This is a genomic window from Streptomyces sp. PH9007 (genome assembly GCF_059813725.1).
Genome location: NZ_CM187440.1, coordinates 6,318,852 through 6,339,217, shown reverse-complemented (window position 1 = coordinate 6,339,217; position 20,366 = coordinate 6,318,852). Strand labels below are relative to the sequence as shown.

Genomic DNA, 20,366 nt, shown 5'->3' with positions numbered 1-20,366 from the left:
GCAGCAGACGACATCGCCGCTGCTCACTCCGGACCGCGCTTCCTACGAGGCGACTGCCTCATTTGAGGAACGTCTTGCGGGCGCGCTCTCGGACTGGAGAGACAAGCTGGACCTCCTGTTCGGCGAGGTTTCAGCAACGCACAACCAGCACGATGCGTCACTCACCATCGAGGACCGCTGTCTACTCATGGCACTCGCCGTGCGGCAGTCAGCACCCATGGCCTCCGTGGCCGCCTGCGCACGTGACTTGCAGGGGCGTGTGACGGAAGACCAGGTCGGAATGACCACGGCATCGGTGTTTGCCGGCCGTGGTCTGCGGCGCCGCATCCATGAGATCGGTGCCAGCGTCGACTCGCACGACACCGTGATCTTCGAACAGCCTTCATACGGCCGGGCTGTTCTGGCATACGTCTGGGACAACTACGAGGTCATGCGCGACCCTGTACTCGCCTGGCTCGTCCAGAACGGCACGGACCAGGAAGCGTCAGCTCGGGTGGCCGATGTCATCACCGAATTGGTGCTGCGTCACGGCCGGGTGACCTACCTCAACGTCCTGGGGACGATGCTCTCGCGCGAGGACAAAGGCCTTCTGAGCCTGGTCATGGAACGCGCTGTCCAAGACGAGCATGTCGGACGCCAGGCTTGGGAGGTGCTCTACCGATGGGCCGGACAACCCGACCGCGCGCTCACCGTGATCTCCACCTGCCAGAGCATTCTGCGGTCCTCTTCCTCAAGCCGCTCATCTACCAAGAGAGCCATGGTGCGGCTACGCAGGATCACCCACACGATCGATGACCGGGCCACTCGCGAGAGGGTGCTCGAGGCCTACCGAGACCTGGCGCAGTTGCCCGGAGGAGCCGAACGGCTCGTCGCGGAAGTCAATGCGTGGCAGTCCTCGAAGGCGAGCCGCAAGAGCGGAAGCCTGGCGTTCCTGGCACTCATGCCGCAGGAGCACAACGGCATGCCCTGGCTGCTATCGGACACACCTCCCGACATCGAGGTGGACTGTGCTCTGCAAGACCTTCTCGGGGAGGATGCGACCGCCGAGGAAGTCATCCCGGCGATCACCAACTGGATCCGCAACTGCACCACCGACCCCAGCACCTACAGCCGGCTTCGCGATCGGCTCGTTCCGACGCTTCGCGGGCACAAGATGTTCCAGGCCTGCATGGAACTCATGCGAGCCCTGGGTGACATCCCCAGCATCGGCGACATCAACGTCGCGCAGGACTTCTACCAGCACCTCGTGGAACCCGCTCTGCGCCCGGTGTTTACCCCCCAGGGGAGGTCTTTGTGAGATGGCCCTGGCAGCGCGCTACACGAACTGCCTCCTGTCCCCAGCCCAGACTCCTTCCCTCTGCCACACCCGGTGTGCCCTTCGAAGGGCTCTTCGTCATCCGGTGGCGCCCCACGTGGCGACGGGGCACAAACCTCGATGAGCAGGTGCGATGCGCTGTACTCGGCGTAGCCACGGAGAGAGCCGGGCAGCTGAGTGCGGCCGATCTCCATACTGCTCAGGACAGCATCAACACGGCTCTGAGCAATGCCCTGGTCCCGCGTGGCAGGGAGTACCGAATCCTGTCGGCCCGCGTCACCTTACGTCTGTCAGCTGGGTCGGCTGAGGTCCTCGCACAGCGCCGCGCTGATGAGGAACGGATTCGCCGGCTGCGGTTCCTCAAGAGGTGCTTGTCCGACCACCCGGACCTCGTCGTCCTGGACCGTCTGGAGCAACAGCCGGGTTCACTCGGCGACGAACAGGCCGCTGAGCTGCAGCGAATCGCACGATGGATCAAGTCGTGCAACCACTGGTGGCACCCGCTGCTTCAGCAGTGGGAGCAGCTCGGCGCAGGGTTCGACAACGTTCAAATGCAGCATCAGGCCATGCTCGCCCTGCTGGAAGCGGTCAAGGCCCTCAATGGTGGCTCGCTGCCCGATGCCACACCCGCGGCAGCCCAGCACCCTCAGAGGTCTGCGGAACCCTTGAGGGCACGCTGATGAGGTTGGCACTGGTGCGGGCCTTCCTGGCGCCGATCACCAGCATGCGCGCTCTGTGGTCGTGGGGGCGCGGCAGGGGGAGTCTTTCTTATGACGTCGCCTGGCGCAGAGCTCGCGTATCGCAAGCACCGGATGAGCTCGTCTACCGACTGCATGGCCACCGTGCGAGCTCGGGTGAGGCTGAGGCAGCGCCTCTTCGCCGGTACGGGCATGCTCAGCCTCCGGCGTGTCGACGGTCTGCCGGAGGCGGATGAAGACAGGGCGTAGGGCAGGACATGGCGGCTGCATTCTTTCGGGCGCACGCTGCGGGAAGGCCTCCCCCGTCGTCTGGCAACGCTCCCCCACCCACGCAAAGCCTCGGCTCCGTGGGTGGGGGCGACCCCCGTTTCCAGTGCACCGCTCCTACCTCACATGTGGCCTCACCGCGGGGCAGGATTCACGGAGCGGTTCCGCGGTGGGCAACTGGGGAGGGCACTGCGCTCAGTCCTCGGTGGTCGAGGTGATGGCGGGCTCGGGTGACGGCGACGTAGGCCAGGCGTGCCTCGTCGGCGTCGATGGGCGCGGCAGTCGGCTGGCCGTTGGCGTCGGTCTCACCGGTGTCCTCTGGGGCGAAGTCGTTCGAGATCCGTACGGTGTTCCACTCCCGGCCCTTGGCTTTGTGGGCGGTGGAGATGGTGATGTCGGCGTAGGTCTCGGGGACAAGCTTGTCGACGGCGTTGAGGATGGCTTGGGTGCCGTGTTGTTCGACGACATCGATGAGGGGGGCGAGGTCGCCACCGGCGGGGTCGTGTTCGGCGTATTCCTTGAGGTCTGCCCAGCGCTCGAAGAGCAGGAGTTCGGGGTGGGTGGTGCGGCGGCCGTTCTGGAGGTCGTGGGCGGCGCGGGCGAGGGCCTGGAGGGGTTCGGCTCCGCCGGCCAGGGCGACGCGGCGGCCGGTGGGCAGGAGTTTCATGATTTCGATCATGGTGCCGACGTTGGTGCGGCACAGGATCGCCTCTGGTGTGTCGAGGGGGCCGGTGCTGGAGCGGACGGTGGCGGTTCCGGTCAGGCGGATGGGGGCGTCGGTGAGAGCGAGCCAGCGGTTGGCTTCCTCAGCGATGGCGTGGCCGAAGCGGAAGGAGCGGGTGAGGGTGAGCTGGGTGCCTTTGAAGGCTGACATGACGTCTTTGGCGCCGCGCCATCCGTAGATGGCCTGGGCGGAGTCGCCGACCATGACGAGTTGTGCGTGGTCGCGCTGCTGGTTGAAGACAGTCTCAAGGACAGGATTGGTGTCCTGAGCCTCGTCCAGCAGCAGGTAGTCGGCGGCGATGACCGGGTCGGTGAGGGCCCAGATCTTCAGGTAGTGGTCGTGGCTGAAGCGCACCGCGGCGCCGTCCCGGCTCTGCAGGTCTTCCCACGCTTTGTGGGCGTAGGGGAGGACGGCTTCGGCGAGCTTGTCGTGAACTTCGGGGGCATCCAGGCCGCGCAGGCGGGGGACGTGGTGGGGCTCGAGGGTGCTGTCCGCGGAGTGGCAGAAGGTGGTGACGGCCCGCAGGACGGTGGAGGCGAGGATCGGCTGGCCGACGGTTCGGCCCTTGATGGTGAGGGGCTTGGTGAGGCCGAGGTTCTGGCCCTGCTTCCAGCTGGGCACACGGGGTGCGTTGAGCCGGCCGCTGTAGTGGCGCCCGACCGTGGCAAAAGCCAGGGAGTGAGCCGTCTTGCAGGCGACCGTGCGGGGAAAGACAGCGGCCGCGGCCTGGGCGATCGCCTTGTTGAAGGCAAGGTAGCGGCCCCGGCGCGGCGTGGCCGCGGCCAGCAGAGCCAGCGTGGTGGTCTTCCCCGTGCCGGCGCCGGCCTGGAGCACGATGTGCTCCCCCGCGTTGAAAGCGTCAGCTGCTGCGGCCTGTTCTTCCGTAGGTTCCAGCACGAATCGTCATCCTGTCTTGCGCAGGGGCACGGGGCGGCGGGGCGCGGTCTGCCGTTGCTTGCTGAGGCAGGCGCGACCGCATGACGGCAAAGCGTGTGGGCCCGTACGAGCCCAGCCGCCAGGAGGACGATGAGGGGCGGCGCGCCGGGAGCTGCGCAGCGAGGCCGTGGAAGTCAGCCACTCAGCCCACCAGCCTCGAACACATGCGGCACTTAACGGATATGTGTTCCATTTTCCTGGTTGGCTCTGGGAGCCGCTGAGGTTGGCGGCCACCATGACGTCACGAGCCCTTCAGGGAGCTTCGTGTGCCAGAGTCCGCTGCCGCGCGCACGACTGAACTGGAGTTCGCTCCTTGGCCGACCGTGCGACTGCAGATGCTGATTCGGGTGAATCAGATACCGGACTCGATGGCCGGGCGAGCGGGGGTCACTGCTGTGATGGGCCGGGTGGCTGGTGGCCGTGGCAGATGCTTTCCAGCAGGTCACCGACAGGTTCGCCCAGGGCATGGGCGATGGCGTGCCAGGTCGCGAGAGTTCCCAGGGTGCGGCCCTGTTCGATCTCGATGAGCGTACGGCGCGAGAGACCGCTGCGGGCGGCGAGTTCGTCGTAGGACCATGCGCGGGCCGCTCGCAGCCGGGCCAGCTCCAGGCGGAGCTCGTCCATGTTGGGCTCGGGCGGCAAGATCGTCACCCAGCTATCGCACGACCCGGCACCCCACCCTGTCAGTGCAGACCTCTGCCCTATTTTCAGCGGAGTCTGCAAGATCACAGAGGGCAGGAGGCTGCACTACGGTGTCCCGCCGCCGGCCACTCCCCCACCCACGCCGGAACCGACCCCCAGAGCACGGCCACAGCGAGACACCGAGGAGGAGCGACATCCTCGTGGAGACGACACCCACTCACCCACCGCATCGTGCCTGGACCGTCACCATCCAACGGCGCAGAGAGGGAGTGACTGCGGTGTGCGATGCCTGCGGCTCTCTTCCCGCGCCTCTCCTGGGCATCACGAGTGCCATGCGGGCCTTCGCCCTGTCACACCTGGCCGGCCACGTCCGGGCGCAGCCACTCGCCCCTCACTTGCGGACCTGCCAGTGCGGGGCGCACGGATGCCGCCTGCACCCTCGGCACCGGGGCTGCGACGGCCTGGTTCTTCTCGTTCTGGCCCGCAGCAGGACCGGCCATCAGTGGCGGCTCGCAGACACCTGCCGTGCCTGCGCAGTCGCAACACCCAACGCCGCTGCCATTTCAGGACAGGACAAAGAGCACGAACAGCTGGGTTCAGCCGATCCACCGCTCGCCGTTCCTCTGTTCCACGGCGACGAGGCCCAGCGGTCCTTGGAAGGTGTGGTGCGCTTTTGGGACCCAGCCGAACACGATGTCTGGGACACCAACCCGACATGACCTTCTGATGCCACGGCCAGGACCGGAGGGCCTGGGTGGTGCCTGCGTTTGGGGTCTGGTGTGGCGACGGTGAGGGCAGCCACGGGGAACAGGGCAGTCTGTCAGTCGACCGGCGCAATCCGTCCCCGGGTGACAGGGCTGGTGACACGGCTGGGGGCAGCAGTCGGACGTCCGTTTCAGGCGGCGTCCGGGAGTTCCGGTTCCAGGAACTGCGGCACGACCGGCAGGCCGAGTGCGTCGAGTGCCGCGATTTGCTGAGGGGTGAGCTGGGCGGCGTCGCGCTGGCGCCGCTCGATCCAGGTATCCAGTCTGACATGGTCAACATCGACGGTCTCGACATGTCCGTCGGGGACCTGGAGATGGCCTTCACGTCGGAGAAACTTGCGCGCGGCACGCAGGCCGCGCGCAAAGATCATCGCTGGCCTGGTGGTCTGCCGCGACAGCAGCAGGGCGTGGGGGTGGAGATCCGGGTGATGGCGTGCCAGAAGCGCAAGTTGGGCGAGTTGCCCCGGCTCCAGGGTGTGTTGCCGGTCGATCTGGCGATCCAACCAAGCGGCCAGGGAGGGATCCGTTTCGTTGGTGGCGAGCTGGTATGTGGGTCGCCAGGTGCTGGTGGCAAGGCGGCGACGCAGTAGGGCGCAGGTGTACTGCCAGTCGATGCTCCAGGCGGGGTTCCAGCAGGGGTCGATGGAGTTAAGTACTTCAAGGCGTTCGGGAGGCAACGCGTCTTCGCAGTTCATGGCCCGCAATTGGTCGAGCCACTCGGTCAGGCTGCTGTCCACTCCGGGGGTATCAGCCGTGACTGCGAGGGTGTGGTGGGCGGTCGCGTAGTCGCGGGCTAGGGCGAGGTTGTGTTCGAAGCTACCGGGTGGATGGGGCCAGGAGATGCGCAGCGCGTACAGGGCGAAGGCCTGGTCGGGGTCGAGGGTGCCCTTGGCGTAGCGGTTGCGCTGCTCGCCGATCCATGAGCCGAGGTGGATGCCTTGGAGGTCCCGGTGGTCGGTGGGGACTTCGAGATGGCCGTGCTTCTCGTAGAAACGCATGGCGGCTTCGTAGCCCCTGCTCCAACCGTCGCCCTGGAACTGGTGGGCTCGTAGTGAGAGAACGCCGGCGATCTCGTCGGGGCGCTCGGGCTCGACCAGGGCGGGGTCTTCGGAGCGGCGGCCAGGGCCGCGGCGCAGTCGGGTGTAGAACTTGCTGTCGGCGGTGCGCAGTCCGTCCAGGATGGCCCACAGGTCGCGGAAGTCGGAGGACTCCATGGCCTCGCGGGTGGTTTGTCCCGGTCGGATGTACACGGGGATGATCAGTGTGGCGATCTTGCCGCTGCCTGGCGGCTGGCGCAGGGCGCGGCCGAGGGTCTGGATGATGTCGACGACGCTGCGTTTGGGGTCGGCGAACAGCACTGCGTCGGCTTCGGGCATGTCGACGCCTTCGCTCAGGCATCTGACGCTGCTGAGGATGTGGGTGTGGGCCTGTCCGGGCAGGAGGGCGGTGCGGCTCTGCCAGAAACTTCCCGCGAAGCGCCAGAGCTTGGTGTTGCGCTCGGAGCGGGGCTGGCGGCTGTCGAGAGCGGCAGCCCACAGTTTCATGGGCTGGCTGCCCTGGGCGAAGGCGGTGGCGGTGTGCGGCAGAGTGCGGGCGAAGGTGCGGGCGGCCGCGATCAGGCGGTGGAACGTTAGGACGCGGCTGAGGCGGTAGTCCTGTACGGCGCGCAGCAGTCCCACTTGCATGGCTGCCAGGCGCAGTCCGTCCAGGTGAGGGGTTTTCTCGGCCATGGTGAGGATGTCGTGCAGGTCATCCGCGCTGATGACGGGGACGACGACGCGGTAGTCGGCGAGGATGCCCTGGGCGATGGCTTCGGCCAGTTCGAGGCGGAAGACGACGGGGCCGAACAGTGCGGGGTTGTCCATCGATGCCAGTGGTTGCCTGTACGCGCCGGGGTGTCTGGGATTCGGGTGGCTCCAGCGCCGTGGCGTCGCCGTCATGTAGAGGCGGCGCTGCGCGGGGATCTGGGCATCGTCGTGGATGTCGCCCCAGCTCTTGTCGAGGCTGCCAGTGGTGTGGTGGGCCTCGTCGGCGACGGCGAGGGCCCACTCCGGCAGGCCGTGGCGGCGGTGGGCCTCGACGATCGCGGGCAGGGACTGGTAGGTGGAGAAGACGATGGTGGGGCCGCTGTGGTCGGCGACGCGGCGAGCGAGTTCGGCCGGGCTGGTGGTGAAGGGGATGAGCAAGGCGCCTCGGCCGGACGGGGGCAGGGCGCAGACCGCGATGTGCTTCTCGTCCGGGCGTCCGCGGTCCCACTCGCGTGCTGTCTGCGCCACCAGATCCTGGCTGGGGGCGAGCACGAGGATATTGCCGTGTGGGGTGTAGGTGTCGGCGCTGACCCGGGCGATGACGGTCTTGCCGGTGCCGCAGGCCGCGACCACGGTTACTCGTGGGTGGCGTTGGAGGCCTGCGGTGATGGCGCTGACGGCGCGTTGTTGGTATGAGCGTAGTCGGATGGGCTTGTGGGGCACGTGGGTGTCCTCGGCGACCGGCGGCTGGATCGGCGGGGCGATCGCCGTGCCTGCATGACTCGTGCCCCGCTCCGGGCACCAATTCGATCGGTTTTCCGGTGTTCCTTGTCAAGCGATCTTCGGAATTCCCGTCGATTTGACTGCTTGGGTGGCGCCTTCAGGAGCGTAAATGTCATCCTGATTGGTTCGGTTCGCCTTGAGGCCGCTGTTCCGTGTGAATAGCCTGATCCGCAGGCGCCGAGTAGCCGTCTCGTCAGCTCACCCAGCCAGCATTCAGCCGGGTTGCAGCAGGCAGGACAGGAGCCTCCCGCCAGGCGGCCGAAGGCGACATATCCCGCGCCCCGCAGTGCGTTGGCCGACCTTCAGCCGCCTTCTGCGGCGGCGGCTCTTCGGACGCGAGGAAACGCTTCTCCCATTCGGCTGTCAGGGCGGCCATTCTCATATTCGGCAGATCACTGTCAAGAATCGGTGCACTTTGCCGAATTATTTTCCCTGTTCCTGCCCCTCGTGCCGCTCGGCGTGGTAGCCATGGCCGCAGAGGCGAGGGAGGATCATGGATTCGGTGGCGGGCTTGGACCGGATACGGGTGCGTGAACTGCCGTTGCACGTCCGGTTCATGGCGGGCGAGTCGACCGGCTCCTACGTGACCCGCCTGGCTGGCCGTAACGGGCTGGAGGTCCAGCAGTTGCTGGACGAGGTCGGGCAGGGCAGCACGAAGGCCGTCGCGCCGCACCTGACCGAGCTCTACCTCAACCGCCCTGCCGCCGAGCGCCTGGCCGCCCTGGCCGGCCGTCCGCTGGAGGTGATGCGGCGGGCGCTCGCGAGCCTGGACGCGGCATACCTGCTCGACGACAGTGACGGAACTCCCGCCTGGTCGTTCCCATGGGCGGTGCGGGACGGCTATCTCGTGCGGGCCTGCGCGTTGTGCGCGGCCCGCCGCGGCATCGGCGAACCGGCCTGGATGATGGTGGCGGACCCCTGGCACCTGTGCGCCCGGCACGCACGGTGGTCGGACAACTCCCGTGATCCGCAGATCCCTTGGATCAGCGTGGCTGACTGGCCGCAGATCCTGGCGGCGGAACACCAGCGAGTGGCCATGGAGCGGTGCCTGGGCCGCACCGCACGCGCCCTGTTTGCGGACGCGCGCACACTGAGCGGGCCCGAATCGAGCGCGCCGGACAGGCTCCGGTTGATGGCCGACCGGCTCGGGGAGGCACGGGCCGCCTCCTTGTTGTCCTACCCGCGCACCGTGCGCATCGCCCGCATCCTCGCGCAGGCCGAGCGTCGCCGGCTCAGCCGGGAGCTGACGGCGGACTCCTACGAGGGCTGGTTCGCGCGCAGTTCACAGGAGTTGGGCCCCGGGTACCGGGGAGTGCTGAGGCGGTGGATGGAGTGCCACAAGCCGGTACCGGGTCCGGGGTCAAAGCGCGGGAGTGAGTTGGGGCGGGCCGTGCTGCTCGAACCGCACACACGGATTGCACCGCTGGATTCGGTGCAGCAGCTCAGCTGCCTGCCCTTTGGCTCGGTGGCCAGCGCGTTCGATCGGCCTTTCCTATAACGGCCGTGGTCCGCGAGGACCGGGGCCGTCCTCATCGGGCGAGGCGTCCCGTTCATCCGCGAAAAGCACATCAGGAACGAGTGGGATGCGGCACGGGAGAGGTGATCTTGTGCAGGTGCGGGTGCGTTACCGCGACGTGGACGGGCGGGTGCGTGAGGGCGGCCCGGATCAGGTGCGGGCGGTGCCGCTGGAACGGTGCGAGCCGTTGTGTGAACCGCACGCCTACAACGGCCGCACCTCGATCTTGACGCGGTACTGGTCGGCGACCACAGGCGGCATGGTGGTGTGCGGCAGCGAGCGGCTGATGCACGCGGCCATGCTGCTGGACTTCGACGCGGCCATTACCTGCTTCTCGGCCTACGCAGCCCAGATCGTCTGGGAGGACGGCAGCGCCCATGGGGTGGTCAGCCCGGCGTTCTTCGCCCGCACCGCTGACGGGCGGCGGCTGGCGATCGTGCACCCGGGCCGCGCTGAGCCGGACGGCGCGCGTGAACGCCAGGCGCTGGAGGTGGCGGCGCAGGCCGCCGGGTGGACACTGACGGGCCTGGACGCTCCCATCGGAGTGCGGCTGGCATGGCTGAAGGTGGTGGCCAGCTTCCGTTTCCCCGAACTGTTCGACGCAGCGACCCGTCCGGCCCTGCTGAATACCTTCCGCCAACCCCGCCCGCTGGTCCGCGGAGTAGCCGAAGCCGGCCTGCCCGACAGCGCCCTCGCCCACGCCTGGCACCTGCTGTGGCGCGGCGACCTCCTCTTCGACCAGGAACGGCCCCTGATCCCCGTCTCTACAGCGTGGACCGCCGACACAGCCCACCGGCAGGAGGCGTCGTGACGCCCGGGAAGGCAACGGTGCAGGCACGGGCAGCGTCCGTCCACGCGACGTGGGACCGACGTCGCGTGGACCTGACACCGGGAGTGACAGTGCGCTGGCTGGGCGGCCTGTACGAGGTCGCCGCCCTCCAAGGAACCCGGGTGCACCTGCGCGCCTTGAACGAGAAGGGCGAGGACGCCGTCGCGCTGGTATCCGCAGTGACCTGCGCCGCCGACTTCGCGCTGGTGGAGGAGCAGGGCCGGGAGCGGCCCGGCCCGCAGATCCCGGACGTGAGCATCGTGGACGTGCTCGACCCCCTGGAGCGCGATCGGATGCGCAACTGGGAGTGGCACCTGCACGAGGTCGTTCACGGACTGCCGCCTGGCGCGCCCTCGGGCACCCAGCCGCGCCCGCAGTACGACCTGGAAGAGACGTCGCGGTGGAGCCGGCTGGACGCCAAGTCCCGCGAGCTCAAGGACCTGGGCTGGACGAAGGTGTCGGTCGCAACGTTGCGGCGCCGGGCCCAGGACTACGAGGAGCGGGGCGTCGCCGGGCTCGTAAAGGTGGTCGCCGGGGACTTGTACGGCGACACCGATGAGCGGATCGTTCAGCTGCTGCTGGAGGAACTCCGTGCCGGGACGGAGGAGTCCTCGGGGTGGGCCAACCGGCTGCGAGAACGGGTCGAGGCCCGGCTGCGCGCCGAGTTCCCGAAGGAGGGCCTGAAGCTGTCGCGAAGCGGGTTCTACCGGCTGCTGAAGAACCTGGGCATGCGTGTGGAGACGCTGCGCGGGCCGGTGCGCCGCCGCGAGGAGCGGGCCAGCTCGCCCGAGCCGCCCTGGTCGCCGACCCGGGCGGCGATGCTGGGCGAGGTGGTGCAGATCGACTCCACCGGGCTGGACATCCTGGCTGTCGGAGACCACGGCTACCCGGTCCAGGTCGAGCTGACGGCAGCGATCGATGTGGCCTCGCGCAGCATCATCGCAGCGATGATCGTGCCCCGTGCTCCAGGGCGCGGCTACAAGGGCAAACGCCTGGGCGGGCGGGCGACCACCTCTTTCGACGCGACGCTGATGCTCGCCCAGGCGCTCGCGCCGATGCCCGGGCGGCCCGGCTGGTCACCTTCCGCGGCAGCAGAGAAGAGTTGCCACCTGCCGTACGGGGACCTGGTGGCGTGCGATCCACGGATGGCCGGTGCTGCGGCCCGTCCGGTGATCCGCCCGAAGATGGTGGTCGTCGACCAGGGCAGCATCTACCAGAGCGAGCACTTCACCGACGTGTGCACCTCACTGAAGATCTCGGTGCGCTCGGCGCGCGACCGCACCGCCGATGACAAGGCCGTCATCGAGTCGACGTTCAGCGCGATCAAGAAGCTGTTCTGCCAGTACGTCGCCGGGTACACCGCGCGTGACCTGTCCCGTCGCGGGAAGTTCGTGACCGAGGGCGCCATGTGGCGCCTCAACGAGCTGCAGGACCTTCTGAACGAGTGGATCGCGCTGGGCTGGCAGCAGCACCGCCACGAGGGCCTGCGCGATCCGCACCTGCCCGGGGTCGTGCTGACGCCGAACCAGATGTACGCGGCACTGGTGGCCTGCGAGGGCTACGTCCCGCTGCCCCTGTCGGAGTCCGAGAACCGCAAGCTGCTGCTGTGCGAGTGGCGACAGGTCACCGACAAAGGTGTGCGGATCGGCAACCGCACCTACGACAGCCGGGCCCTGCAGGAGTACAACAAGGAGCCGTCCGGGGTACGCGGGAAGGGCATGAAGTGGCCCGTCCGCTACGACCCCTACAGCCCGCGCTACGTGTGGCTGTTCGACCAGCGCAAAGAGCAGCGCGGCGAATATCCCTGGGTGGAGGCGGAGTTCGTCCACCAGGACCTCATCGGAGACGACTGGTCGCTGTTCTTGTGGGAGACCGCCGAACGCCTACGACTCGAGGCCGGCGGCAGCGAGGAGGACCGGCAGTGGGAGCGCGACATTGCGCTGGAGGTATCCGAGCTGCGCCGGCGCGCCCACCAGGGCCCCACCGACGATCCGGTCATGCCGACGCGACGCGGCCGCGGGCGTACACGCCGGCGGCGCCCCGCAGCCCCATACACCGGCCCCAGCCTCACCGTACGCGCACCTGCTGCTGACCGGTACGCGGACATCCCCGAGCCCGACCCCGCCCGGGTGCGCCCCGCCAGGTCGCTGAACGTCCCAGCCCACCTGCTGTTCGCCAGCGCGACCCTGGCCGACCCCCAACCGTCCCCGCCCGCTTCGCCCGCACCGGCGGGCGCAGAAAGTGTTGACACCCCACCCCCGAACGCGGACACCGAAGCGGCCCTGCCCAGGCCGGCGAAGGCGCCCAACCCGCGGCGGTGGCGTTCGCGCACGTTCTCCGGTCGCGCCACCGACCTGTTCCTGCGCGACCTCGCCCCGCCCCCCGATGACAGCAACAGCCCAGACCCGTCCAGCGACGAGGAGATCACATGAACGACCGCGCCCGCTCCCACGCCCGGCCGGAACCCGCAGCCAAGGCCGCCCCGCACTCCTTGCACCTGACCGATCCCGGGCCGCTGGCAACCAAAGAGGGCTTCCTCGCCCGGGCTCGACGCACCGTCACCCCGCCGAGCCTTCAGGACAGCGCACCCCTGGGCACGAAGGTGCGGCTGACCGACCCGCGCCTGGCCTACCACGGCGCTTTGCTGCCCTTGGAGACCGACGACTTCACGCGAGGAGTGCGCCTCGCCCGGACCATGCTGGTGAAGAACCTGTACGACTCCCCCGGCCGGAGCCCGAACTTCGCCGTCGACGGCCCGCGCCTTGCCGGCAAGTCGCTGCTCGCCGCGCGAATCGGGTTCGCCTTCCAGGGCTTGATCGACCATCACTTCCCTGCGGACGCAGACCGGCACCCGGTGGTGTACATCCACGTGCCGCACGACCGCAGCGACGCCCTGCACTGGTCTCTGCCGTTCGCGGAGTACTTCGGCCTGGAGCACTCCCGCTCGCCCGAGACGATGAACCACCGCTCCGTCGACATGACCGGGCCCATCACCCGCGTCATGCAACGCGCCGGCACGCGCCTGGTCATCGTCGACGGCATCGAGTACGTCAGGGACAACGAGCGGCAGACCGCGTTCGACTACCTGTTCCAACTCCAGGACGCCCTGCCGAGAATCACTTTTCTGTTCTGCGGCATCGGCGCGCAGGAGATCCTGCACCACGCCCTCGGCGACCACCGCAGCAAGGCCCCCGCAGCCGGCGTCGACACGCTGGAACCGCAGGGCATCCCGACGCTGTGGGTCAGACCCGTCCCCTACACCGCCGCCGAACCCGACCAGTGGTGCAACGTGCTCGACGATGCCGAAAAGAACCTGCGCCTGTACAAGCATCATCCCGGCACCCTGGTGCAGTTGGCTGCCTACCTGCATGCGCGCACCGATGGCTCCATGCACGCCCTGAACCAACTGCTGTGCCAAGCCGCGCAGACCAGCATCCTCCAGCAGACCGAAGCCATCGACCGCGAACTCCTGGAGACCATCCTCACCGGCTACAGCGACCCGACATACAACTGCCTCCCTGCCCTGGCCGAACCGGCCACCAGCGACCAAGACCACCACGGCTCGCCTGACCAGGCGAAGCCCACGGAGCCCGCCAGCCACACGGAAGAGCCGGGCCTGTAACGCAGCCACCTGCCCCTCACCTCTGGCACCCGGTGCCCTGTACGCGGCGTCTGCGGCCCCCACGTACTCCTCCTGACAGGCCTGGGCACCGACCCGAAATCCTGACCCTCGACGGCAAGCTGTCCACCACGGACCGAACCAGCCCTGATCACCGCCCAGACCGAGTCGGCCGAACCAACGGCAGCCCAAGGACATGCACCAGCAGCCGACATGAGGAGGGTCCAGGTGATCGCCCTGCTGAATCAAGATCAACAGTGTCGAGGCGACCCCTTCCTCCACCTCTCGGTTTTCCCAACTGGCTGAACAGCAGTCCCAGATTCTGCAAAGCCACAGGCCCCGGGCCTTGAAGAAGAAATCACGGCAGCAAAACCGCAGGCCAGCCAGCCAAGATCTAAAGTCCCAGATCCTGCAAGTCCAATAGCCAACACATGATCAATTAACAAGATCTTTCAAAAAGCCGGGACGGAGCAGCCCAGAAGGCCGCTGAGATCGAGCAGCGGCGTGCCGAGGGACTGCCGGTGGAGTCGTCGGCCGGGGCGCTGTCGGCGGAGCGGGTGGAGCTGCTGTCCGCGATCGGAATGCGCTGGATGTAGACGCGTACGCACGGACAGCGGCACCGGGCAGGGTGGTCCTTGTTTGCCCCGCTGTCGCCGGGTCATGCCGCAGTCGAGGTCGCCTGTGGCGGAATGGCTGGCGCCGGGGTGGGAGGCCAGGGCACCGTCCGGCTGTGCGTCCTGCGTGCGCTCCACCATCGAGCCGAGGCTCTGTTCGAAGGTGATGACTTGAGCAGGTCGCCGGAGCGGTAGAAGAGCCGGGCACCTGTGCGCAGTTGTCGGCCGAGCCGCAGGGGCGACTGACCGCGATCGGGTCCAGCCGCTTGCAGCCGTCTGCGGCCCCGGCGGCGTGGTCCGCTCGGCAAGGCGCAGTCGGCGTTAGCCAGGCGGCTCTGGCAGGGGAAGCCTTTCCGCCACGGCAGAGCTGGCCTGCTAACGGTTAGTTCGACTGAGCCGGAGCGAACCGTCAGCTCGTCACCGGAATGGGTCGGCGGTGCTGCCGTCGGGGGCCAGCCCGTATCGGAGCAGTTGGATGCGCTCCAGGTCCCGGCCGGTCTGGTGCAGCCACGTGGCCAGTTGGACCTTGCCCAGTGGGGCCCCGCAGGAGATGCTGCGGCGTACCAGTGCCTCCGCGTCTTCGGCCTCGGTATAACAGGCGATGATGCTGAGCATGCACAGGGCCCACAGGTCTCCGGCATCTGCCCGGTGGCGTAGTTCGATCGTCAGGGGCTCCACATCCTGTCCGGACGCCCGCAGATGGTAGAAGAGCTCCAGCGCCGACTCTGAGTCCCCTGACTCGAAGCACAGACGGTGCAGGCCGATCCGCTGGGTCTCCAGCCCGGCCTCTTTGAGAAGCTGCGACCACGTCATGCTCTGCCCCCATCGGGCAGGTCGAGCTGCCAGGAACTCGTCGATCTCGTCGTGCCGACCCATGAGGATGAGCAGCTTGAGCAGTTCCGTGCCGGCTTGCAAATCTCCTTCGCTGACACCAAGGCGAAGGCGCGCCTGTGCATCCTCAGCAGCCGTTGTGACGTCCTCGGCCTCCGCTCCGGTCGTCTGCAACAGTCTGATGAACGGTATCTCGGCAGTCGGCGTGCCACTTTGGATCGCCTCTTCCAGGAGGAGTCTCGCGTGGTCGTAGCGCCCCTGACTTTCGACTACCTCGACCTGGCGAAGCAGGGCATTTGTGTCACCCTCGCTTGCCGTCTGTGCCAGACGCCGTTCTAGCTCCGGGAGCGCCCCTTCATCACCTAGCAGTCCGTAGCTGAGCTGGCGCGCGGCGGTGGCGTCGCCAGCATCCGCCGCCTGGCGAAGCCACTCAAGACGGCTCGCACGGTACAGGGACTCGGAGTTGCGGCCGAGGTCAGCAAGGGCCAGTGCGGCAACGTCATCGTTCTGTGCCGCCGCCTCCACCTCCGCGATCAGCTCCCGGGACTCCGGGTTGTCCCCATCGCGCTCCGCCAGCAGCTCCGCAAGTTCGATCCGGGCCTCCCAGCTCCCCGAGTGAACCGCCTCCCACAACCACTTTTCCCGGTCCATGGACGCCCCGGCCCAATCTGCCTGCTCGGCCAGCAGGAGACAGGCTTGTGCACTCCCCTCCGCCGCCTCGTTCAGAAGGAGTTCATCGGCCGACTCCGCCTCACCGGCGCGGTCGAGCGTCATCCAGAGGTCGCCGAGGCCCGAGTCGTCCCCTGCCTCGACTTGCTGTCGGCGGAGCTGGACGAGGTAGCCGAAATGAAGGCGCCATCGGGCCGATTCGACCAGCCGCTCAATGTCGTTCCGGTCCGTCACATGGGCGATGAGGGCGTTCCACAGGGCTGCGGGAACCTGCTCAGTTCGCCGTGTCGTCCGTCCGTGCTGCTCGATGAAGTCCGCCATCCGGTAGTGGGGTTCCGAAAGGACCGGAGCATCGGGTCTGGGCCGTATCCGGGTGAGGGGGCCCGGTACCCCTCTCAGACGCTCGGACGCCCATTCCAACCCCTGATCGAGCCAGCTCTCCGGGAGCGCCTCCCACTGCTGATCGGTCAGGTACCAGTGCGCCGCCTGTTCGAACAGGGATCGCGGAAGCGCCGAGGCGAAGCCGAGCCGATGGGCATCCATCGCGGTCTCGATGACCGCGCGAGCGCCGTCGGGCGCTGACCGGCAGCGCTCCAGCTGAACCGGTCCTCCCGCAAGGTACTGGACCACGTGGCGGCCCTCCGCCATCTCGACCGCCTGGGCGAGGCGGGGATCGCCCGTTGCCGCCTCGCGCAGCCCGCGCCAGTCCCTGTCCGAAGTGAAGGCGGACGAGACGGGTATGCCATTACCGGAGAGCAGCGCACGCGCCCGGGGCGACTCCTTGCGCGCCTTCACCGCGCCCGTCAAAAGCTCCCATTCCTCCAGCCACGTAGTTCCCACGACGAGTACAGGGCTGCGCTCCGTGTCAGCGAGGAGACTGCGCAGCGCGTCGGCCAGGCGATCGCCGCCGGGGGTTCCGGGCGTCAGCAGGTACCGGTGCATCTCGTCGAGCCAGACGACCGTATGGGGTCCGACGTGTTCGATGTCGACGAAGGTCGTGCGGGCGTCGCCGGACGGCTGCCACAGCCGCCACTTGGGCCCGAGCGTCCGAACGGCCTCCCAACACGCGCGGGTCTTCCCCGTGGCCGAGTCCCCGTAGAGCACCGCGATGCGGCTGGACCCCTCTTCCACCTCCTCCAGCACCTTAGCCAATGCACAGTCGTGGCTCCGGGCTACGTACACCGGGTACTGCGGCAGCGGTTCCTCACCCGCGCGCTGAAGCGCGTCGATGGCGGCCGAGACACCCACCACGGACGGGTCGCACTGAGCGATGGGTGTGCCCAGCGGGCACACAGCCGAGGCAGGGCGCCACAGCTCACGGAGCTGCTCCACCACCCGCTGTTCGTCGAGGTCGATCCGTCCCTCCTCCCGCGCCAGCCGGGCGAGCATCCGCCCGACGGCGAGCGTTGCGTGGGGCGTGGCCTGGACGGTGGGGTCGGTGAGGCACCGGTGGACGGTGGACGCGCTCGGTGCGTCGGGCATCGTGTCGTCCGCTGCGATTCGATCGGCGATCGCCACCATCGTCGGGGACTCGCCGGCGAGGTAGAGCTCGTACAGCAGGTACTTGAGGTTCCGGAGCGGCCCCGGTCGCACCCACGGGCGCCGCACGCTGCGAGGCCTCCTGGCCGACTTCTGCCTCTCGTCTCGACTCATCTCATCATCATCCCCGATCGGTTGGGGGTTCCCGGGGCCGTCACGCCGTCCCGTCTCGACTCGTCTTGATCTTGGAAGGGGCCGGAAGAGTGGGGTGCAAGCCGGCCGGCTCCATCAGGCCCATCGACCGAGGAGTGACCATGAACCCCGTACCCCGCCTCACCCGCCGCGAGCACATACCCCTCGTGTGTGCCGCGGCCAGCGGATTCATCAGTGGCCTCGTCCGCGCCGCCCAGCGGCACACGGTCGGCATCACGGCCATCGCGGCGCAGGATGGTGCCGCGTGAGCCTCAACCAGTTCCTCCTGATCCTGATGGCGGGGGTGGTTCTGCTGCTCCTCGCCGCCATGTCCGGCATCATCGCCTTCGGCATTGCCAGAACGGTCGGTGCCACCCGCCACGGTGCCGTAGGGGCCGGCGGGCTCGTCTGCGCGAGCACCCTGACGATCGGCGTTGCCGTGTTCGGCTTCATGATCCCCCTGCTGATGTAGCGGAGTTCCCATCACTGTGGTGCTGCCCCTGTCTGTGGGGGTCAGGGGCAGCGGGACAGACGGCCGACTGCTACGCAAACGAGTCCAGCGGCTGCGCTGCCGGGCTCGATCCGTACGGCATCGCACCACCGCCGACGGTCAGGGCGTGTCACCGAAATAATAGAAGCGGCACGTCACGCTGGGCCCGGGTGCGCGCGGCTCGTCCAAGGCGGAGCAGGCATTACCGGCAACTGGGTGCCAACACCAGACACCGGGTGGCAACCGGGAGTGCCAACGGTGCCAACACCCATTGGCACCGGGTGGCACCCTCTGGGCGTGGCCTTGGCATTGGCCAAGGTCCACGGCCTGGCCGTCGCGGATACGGTCCGCGGCCAGGGAATCGCCGCCGCTCTACTCAAGCGGGCCTGGCAGGTGTACGAACAGCTCAACTACTTCGTGCTGGACGGCTCGTACGAACCCCAGCGGGATCTCGGTGCCTTCTACACTCGGTGCGGCTACACCGTGCTACCCGCTGGCGAAGGCTTCACCCTCGAACCCGTCGGCGTGCCTTTCGGTGTCCACGCCGGCCCCGACGAGTGCGTGTTCAGCCGCTGGCGTCCCCGCCACTGACCCAGCCCAATGCCGATGGACGTACCCGGAGCCGCGGCTCACGTACGCCTCGGCTGCTGCATGCAGGCGATGTGGCCGGCGCTTCCGTGACACCTCGGCGAACAGTTCGTTGGCCGTGCTGGAAGCCCTCAACCCGGTTTGCGGCACTCGATGGATCTGGGAGACGTGGTGAACGAGAGCACCGTCATGGAGCAGGAGCCGGCATCCGATCCGACCCTGGGGCGTTCATCGGTCCGGGCGCACCTGATGTACGACGGCTGTGCGATGCCCGACGTCCTTCGCGACGCTTCCGAGCTGATGACCGCACACCCGTGCATCATCCCGGTGCCGACGGCCCGGAGCCAGCTGGCCGGTACGGACTTCCGCCGGTGGCTGCTGAACACGGAGTTCGTGCACGAGCCGGAGATGTGCGCGCCCGAACCCCATCAGCTGCCCGGCCCCCGGAACGAAGCCGAGAGCGGTGAGGCGCCCGCCGATTCGTGGGTGCTGACTCCGCAGCGGTTTGCCGCCTTGTCCGAGCAGCAGAAGGTTGCGGTGTTGTTCTTCGGAGGTGCGTCACTGCGGGAGGCCGCTGGGGCGCTGAACGTGTGCTTCAGCACTGTCCGCAACCGGTGGGCGAAGCTGGAAACACTCCACGGCCCGAGGTACAAGCCGGTCAACTGAAGCACCGGCGCCACACGCCCTGATGCCACACAACGGACGCGGTGGTCCTCGCGGAATCCATCACCCGGTGACCGTCACGCCGTTGAAGGAATGGCGCGCATCCTGCGCGGATCCCACCACAGCAGCCGGATCGCTCCGCACCCGAACGAGGTCGGCACCACGACCTGATACGCGACCCGGCCATCAGCCCAGTCCTGCCGGGCCATCACCGGACACAGCGGCTGGGCGCCCTCCCACGACACTCGCAGCAGCAGCTGGCGGCCCGGCGGATACACCGTGACCTCCGGCTCCGGCACCCGCACGTGAGCACGCCACGGAGCGGCCTCTACCGCTGCTCTGTCCATACGCCGACCCTGAGCTTGTTCTTTATGGTCTGAGACCTCGTCGGGGTCAGCAGCGCACGCGAGCGGTATCGCCTTCAATCCGGACGATGCACTCCTTGAACAGTGCCATGGGATCTCCGCCGTCTTGCGGGACCAACTTCAGTCTGAGGTCCATGATGGGCTTAATGACTTGCGCAGTCCGGCTTCCGTCGGCATCTGGGCCATGCAGGGCTGCCCAGTGTTCGAACCGCGTGCGGACTGCCTCCCATCCGGGGCCGGGGATAAAGCGGCACAGGAGCGTTGGCTGATCGGTTGCGTAGTGTCGGAGTTCTCCGATTTGGGTGTCGCCTTGCATGAGCCACCATCTGTCGCTCATTCCCGTCCCCTCAGTTGGTCGCGCGAGCCGTGTGAGTCGAATCGTCTCTCGACCTGTCTCCCCACCGCCACGACCTGTACCGCCCCGAACAGAACACCGCCCACCGCCTTCGACACCGCCTACCGTGCGTGCTGGTGTGGCTGGGCGCTCGGGTAGCCCCGTCCCCTCCTCCCCCGGGGCGGCCGCCCGCCCGCCTTCGACCGAGAGGCATACAAGCACCCCAACACGCGTGTCACCAACGTCCCGGGACAACACACCTAGCGGGCTCACGCTCATAGCGAGCGACACCGGCCACGT

At 68.0% G+C, this 20,366-nt stretch carries 15 protein-coding genes; 10 read left to right on the top strand and 5 right to left on the bottom strand.

The annotated features are described in order from the left end of the window. Nucleotides 1-187 precede the first annotated feature (187 nt). On the top strand, nucleotides 188-1,297 hold the full coding sequence (locus ACTFAP_RS28870; RefSeq protein WP_500467863.1) for a hypothetical protein: 1,110 nt from the start codon (nucleotides 188-190) through the stop codon (nucleotides 1,295-1,297). Nucleotides 1,298-1,686: 389 nt separating this feature from the next. Then, a complete protein-coding gene (locus ACTFAP_RS28865) occupies nucleotides 1,687-1,995 on the top strand; it encodes a hypothetical protein (protein WP_500467862.1) in 309 nt (102 codons plus the stop codon). Nucleotides 1,996-2,431: 436 nt separating this feature from the next. Here the strand turns inward: ACTFAP_RS28865 and ACTFAP_RS28860 are convergent, their stop codons facing one another. From ACTFAP_RS28860 to ACTFAP_RS28850, 3 genes are all read right to left on the bottom strand, one after another. Continuing rightward, entirely contained in the window at nucleotides 2,432-3,898 is a 1,467-nt protein-coding gene (locus ACTFAP_RS28860) for a UvrD-helicase domain-containing protein (RefSeq protein ID WP_500469592.1), read from the bottom strand. A 429-nt stretch (nucleotides 3,899-4,327) separates the two neighbouring features. Beyond that, entirely contained in the window at nucleotides 4,328-4,591 is a 264-nt protein-coding gene (locus ACTFAP_RS28855; RefSeq protein ID WP_500467861.1) for a helix-turn-helix transcriptional regulator, read from the bottom strand. Nucleotides 4,592-5,477: 886 nt separating this feature from the next. Then, nucleotides 5,478-7,817, bottom strand: a complete 2,340-nt coding sequence (locus ACTFAP_RS28850) for a helicase associated domain-containing protein (RefSeq protein ID WP_500467860.1) — start codon at nucleotides 7,815-7,817, stop codon at nucleotides 5,478-5,480. 553 nt (nucleotides 7,818-8,370) lie between these two features. On the opposite strand from ACTFAP_RS28850, the gene ACTFAP_RS28845 reads away from it, so the two are divergent. The 4 genes from ACTFAP_RS28845 to ACTFAP_RS28830 all read left to right on the top strand — a co-directional run bounded on the left by ACTFAP_RS28845 (nucleotide 8,371) and on the right by ACTFAP_RS28830 (nucleotide 13,844). After that, the gene (locus tag ACTFAP_RS28845) at nucleotides 8,371-9,375 is read left to right on the top strand and encodes a TniQ family protein (RefSeq protein WP_500467859.1); all 1,005 of its coding nucleotides are present in this window, start codon (nucleotides 8,371-8,373) and stop codon (nucleotides 9,373-9,375) included. A gap of 115 nt (nucleotides 9,376-9,490) precedes the next feature. Next, complete coding sequence (locus ACTFAP_RS28840) at nucleotides 9,491-10,204, top strand: TnsA-like heteromeric transposase endonuclease subunit (protein ID WP_500467858.1); 714 nt, start codon at nucleotides 9,491-9,493, stop codon at nucleotides 10,202-10,204. Nucleotides 10,205-10,287: 83 nt separating this feature from the next. Then, nucleotides 10,288-12,654 (top strand): Mu transposase C-terminal domain-containing protein, encoded by a 2,367-nt coding sequence (locus tag ACTFAP_RS28835; protein ID WP_500467857.1) that lies wholly within the window; start codon nucleotides 10,288-10,290, stop codon nucleotides 12,652-12,654. Beyond that, entirely contained in the window at nucleotides 12,651-13,844 is a 1,194-nt protein-coding gene (locus ACTFAP_RS28830) for a hypothetical protein (protein ID WP_500467856.1), read from the top strand. The genes ACTFAP_RS28835 and ACTFAP_RS28830 overlap by 4 nt, the downstream gene beginning before the upstream one ends. A 1,028-nt stretch (nucleotides 13,845-14,872) precedes the next feature. On the opposite strand, the gene ACTFAP_RS28825 is transcribed toward ACTFAP_RS28830, so the two are convergent. Beyond that, entirely contained in the window at nucleotides 14,873-17,608 is a 2,736-nt protein-coding gene (locus ACTFAP_RS28825) for a hypothetical protein (RefSeq protein WP_500467855.1), read from the bottom strand. A gap of 140 nt (nucleotides 17,609-17,748) precedes the next feature. On the opposite strand from ACTFAP_RS28825, the gene ACTFAP_RS28820 reads away from it, so the two are divergent. The 4 genes from ACTFAP_RS28820 (at nucleotide 17,749) to ACTFAP_RS28805 (ending at nucleotide 19,370) form a co-directional block, all read left to right on the top strand. After that, entirely contained in the window at nucleotides 17,749-17,895 is a 147-nt protein-coding gene (locus ACTFAP_RS28820) for a hypothetical protein (RefSeq protein ID WP_500467854.1), read from the top strand. Then, entirely contained in the window at nucleotides 17,892-18,098 is a 207-nt protein-coding gene (locus ACTFAP_RS28815) for a hypothetical protein (protein ID WP_500467853.1), read from the top strand. Before ACTFAP_RS28820 ends, ACTFAP_RS28815 begins: the two co-directional genes overlap by 4 nt. A gap of 315 nt (nucleotides 18,099-18,413) precedes the next feature. Then, nucleotides 18,414-18,707, top strand: coding sequence for a GNAT family N-acetyltransferase (locus tag ACTFAP_RS28810; RefSeq protein WP_500467852.1), 294 nt, complete (start codon nucleotides 18,414-18,416; stop codon nucleotides 18,705-18,707). A 168-nt stretch (nucleotides 18,708-18,875) separates the two neighbouring features. Next, on the top strand, nucleotides 18,876-19,370 hold the full coding sequence (locus ACTFAP_RS28805; RefSeq protein ID WP_500467851.1) for a hypothetical protein: 495 nt from the start codon (nucleotides 18,876-18,878) through the stop codon (nucleotides 19,368-19,370). 74 nt (nucleotides 19,371-19,444) lie between these two features. On the opposite strand, the gene ACTFAP_RS28800 is transcribed toward ACTFAP_RS28805, so the two are convergent. Next, the gene (locus ACTFAP_RS28800) at nucleotides 19,445-19,714 is read right to left on the bottom strand and encodes a hypothetical protein (RefSeq protein WP_500467850.1); all 270 of its coding nucleotides are present in this window, start codon (nucleotides 19,712-19,714) and stop codon (nucleotides 19,445-19,447) included. Nucleotides 19,715-20,366 lie beyond the last annotated feature (652 nt).

Coding starts and splice junctions, on each gene's coding strand:
- ACTFAP_RS28870 (WP_500467863.1), top strand. CDS start 188: ATGGCACTCGCCGTGCGGCAGTCAGCACCCATGGCCTCCGTGGCCGCC.
- ACTFAP_RS28845 (WP_500467859.1), top strand. CDS start 8,371: ATGGATTCGGTGGCGGGCTTGGACCGGATACGGGTGCGTGAACTGCCG.
- ACTFAP_RS28830 (WP_500467856.1), top strand. CDS start 12,651: ATGAACGACCGCGCCCGCTCCCACGCCCGGCCGGAACCCGCAGCCAAG.
- ACTFAP_RS28825 (WP_500467855.1), bottom strand. CDS start 17,608: ATGAGTCGAGACGAGAGGCAGAAGTCGGCCAGGAGGCCTCGCAGCGTG.
- ACTFAP_RS28820 (WP_500467854.1), top strand. CDS start 17,749: ATGAACCCCGTACCCCGCCTCACCCGCCGCGAGCACATACCCCTCGTG.
- ACTFAP_RS28800 (WP_500467850.1), bottom strand. CDS start 19,714: ATGGACAGAGCAGCGGTAGAGGCCGCTCCGTGGCGTGCTCACGTGCGG.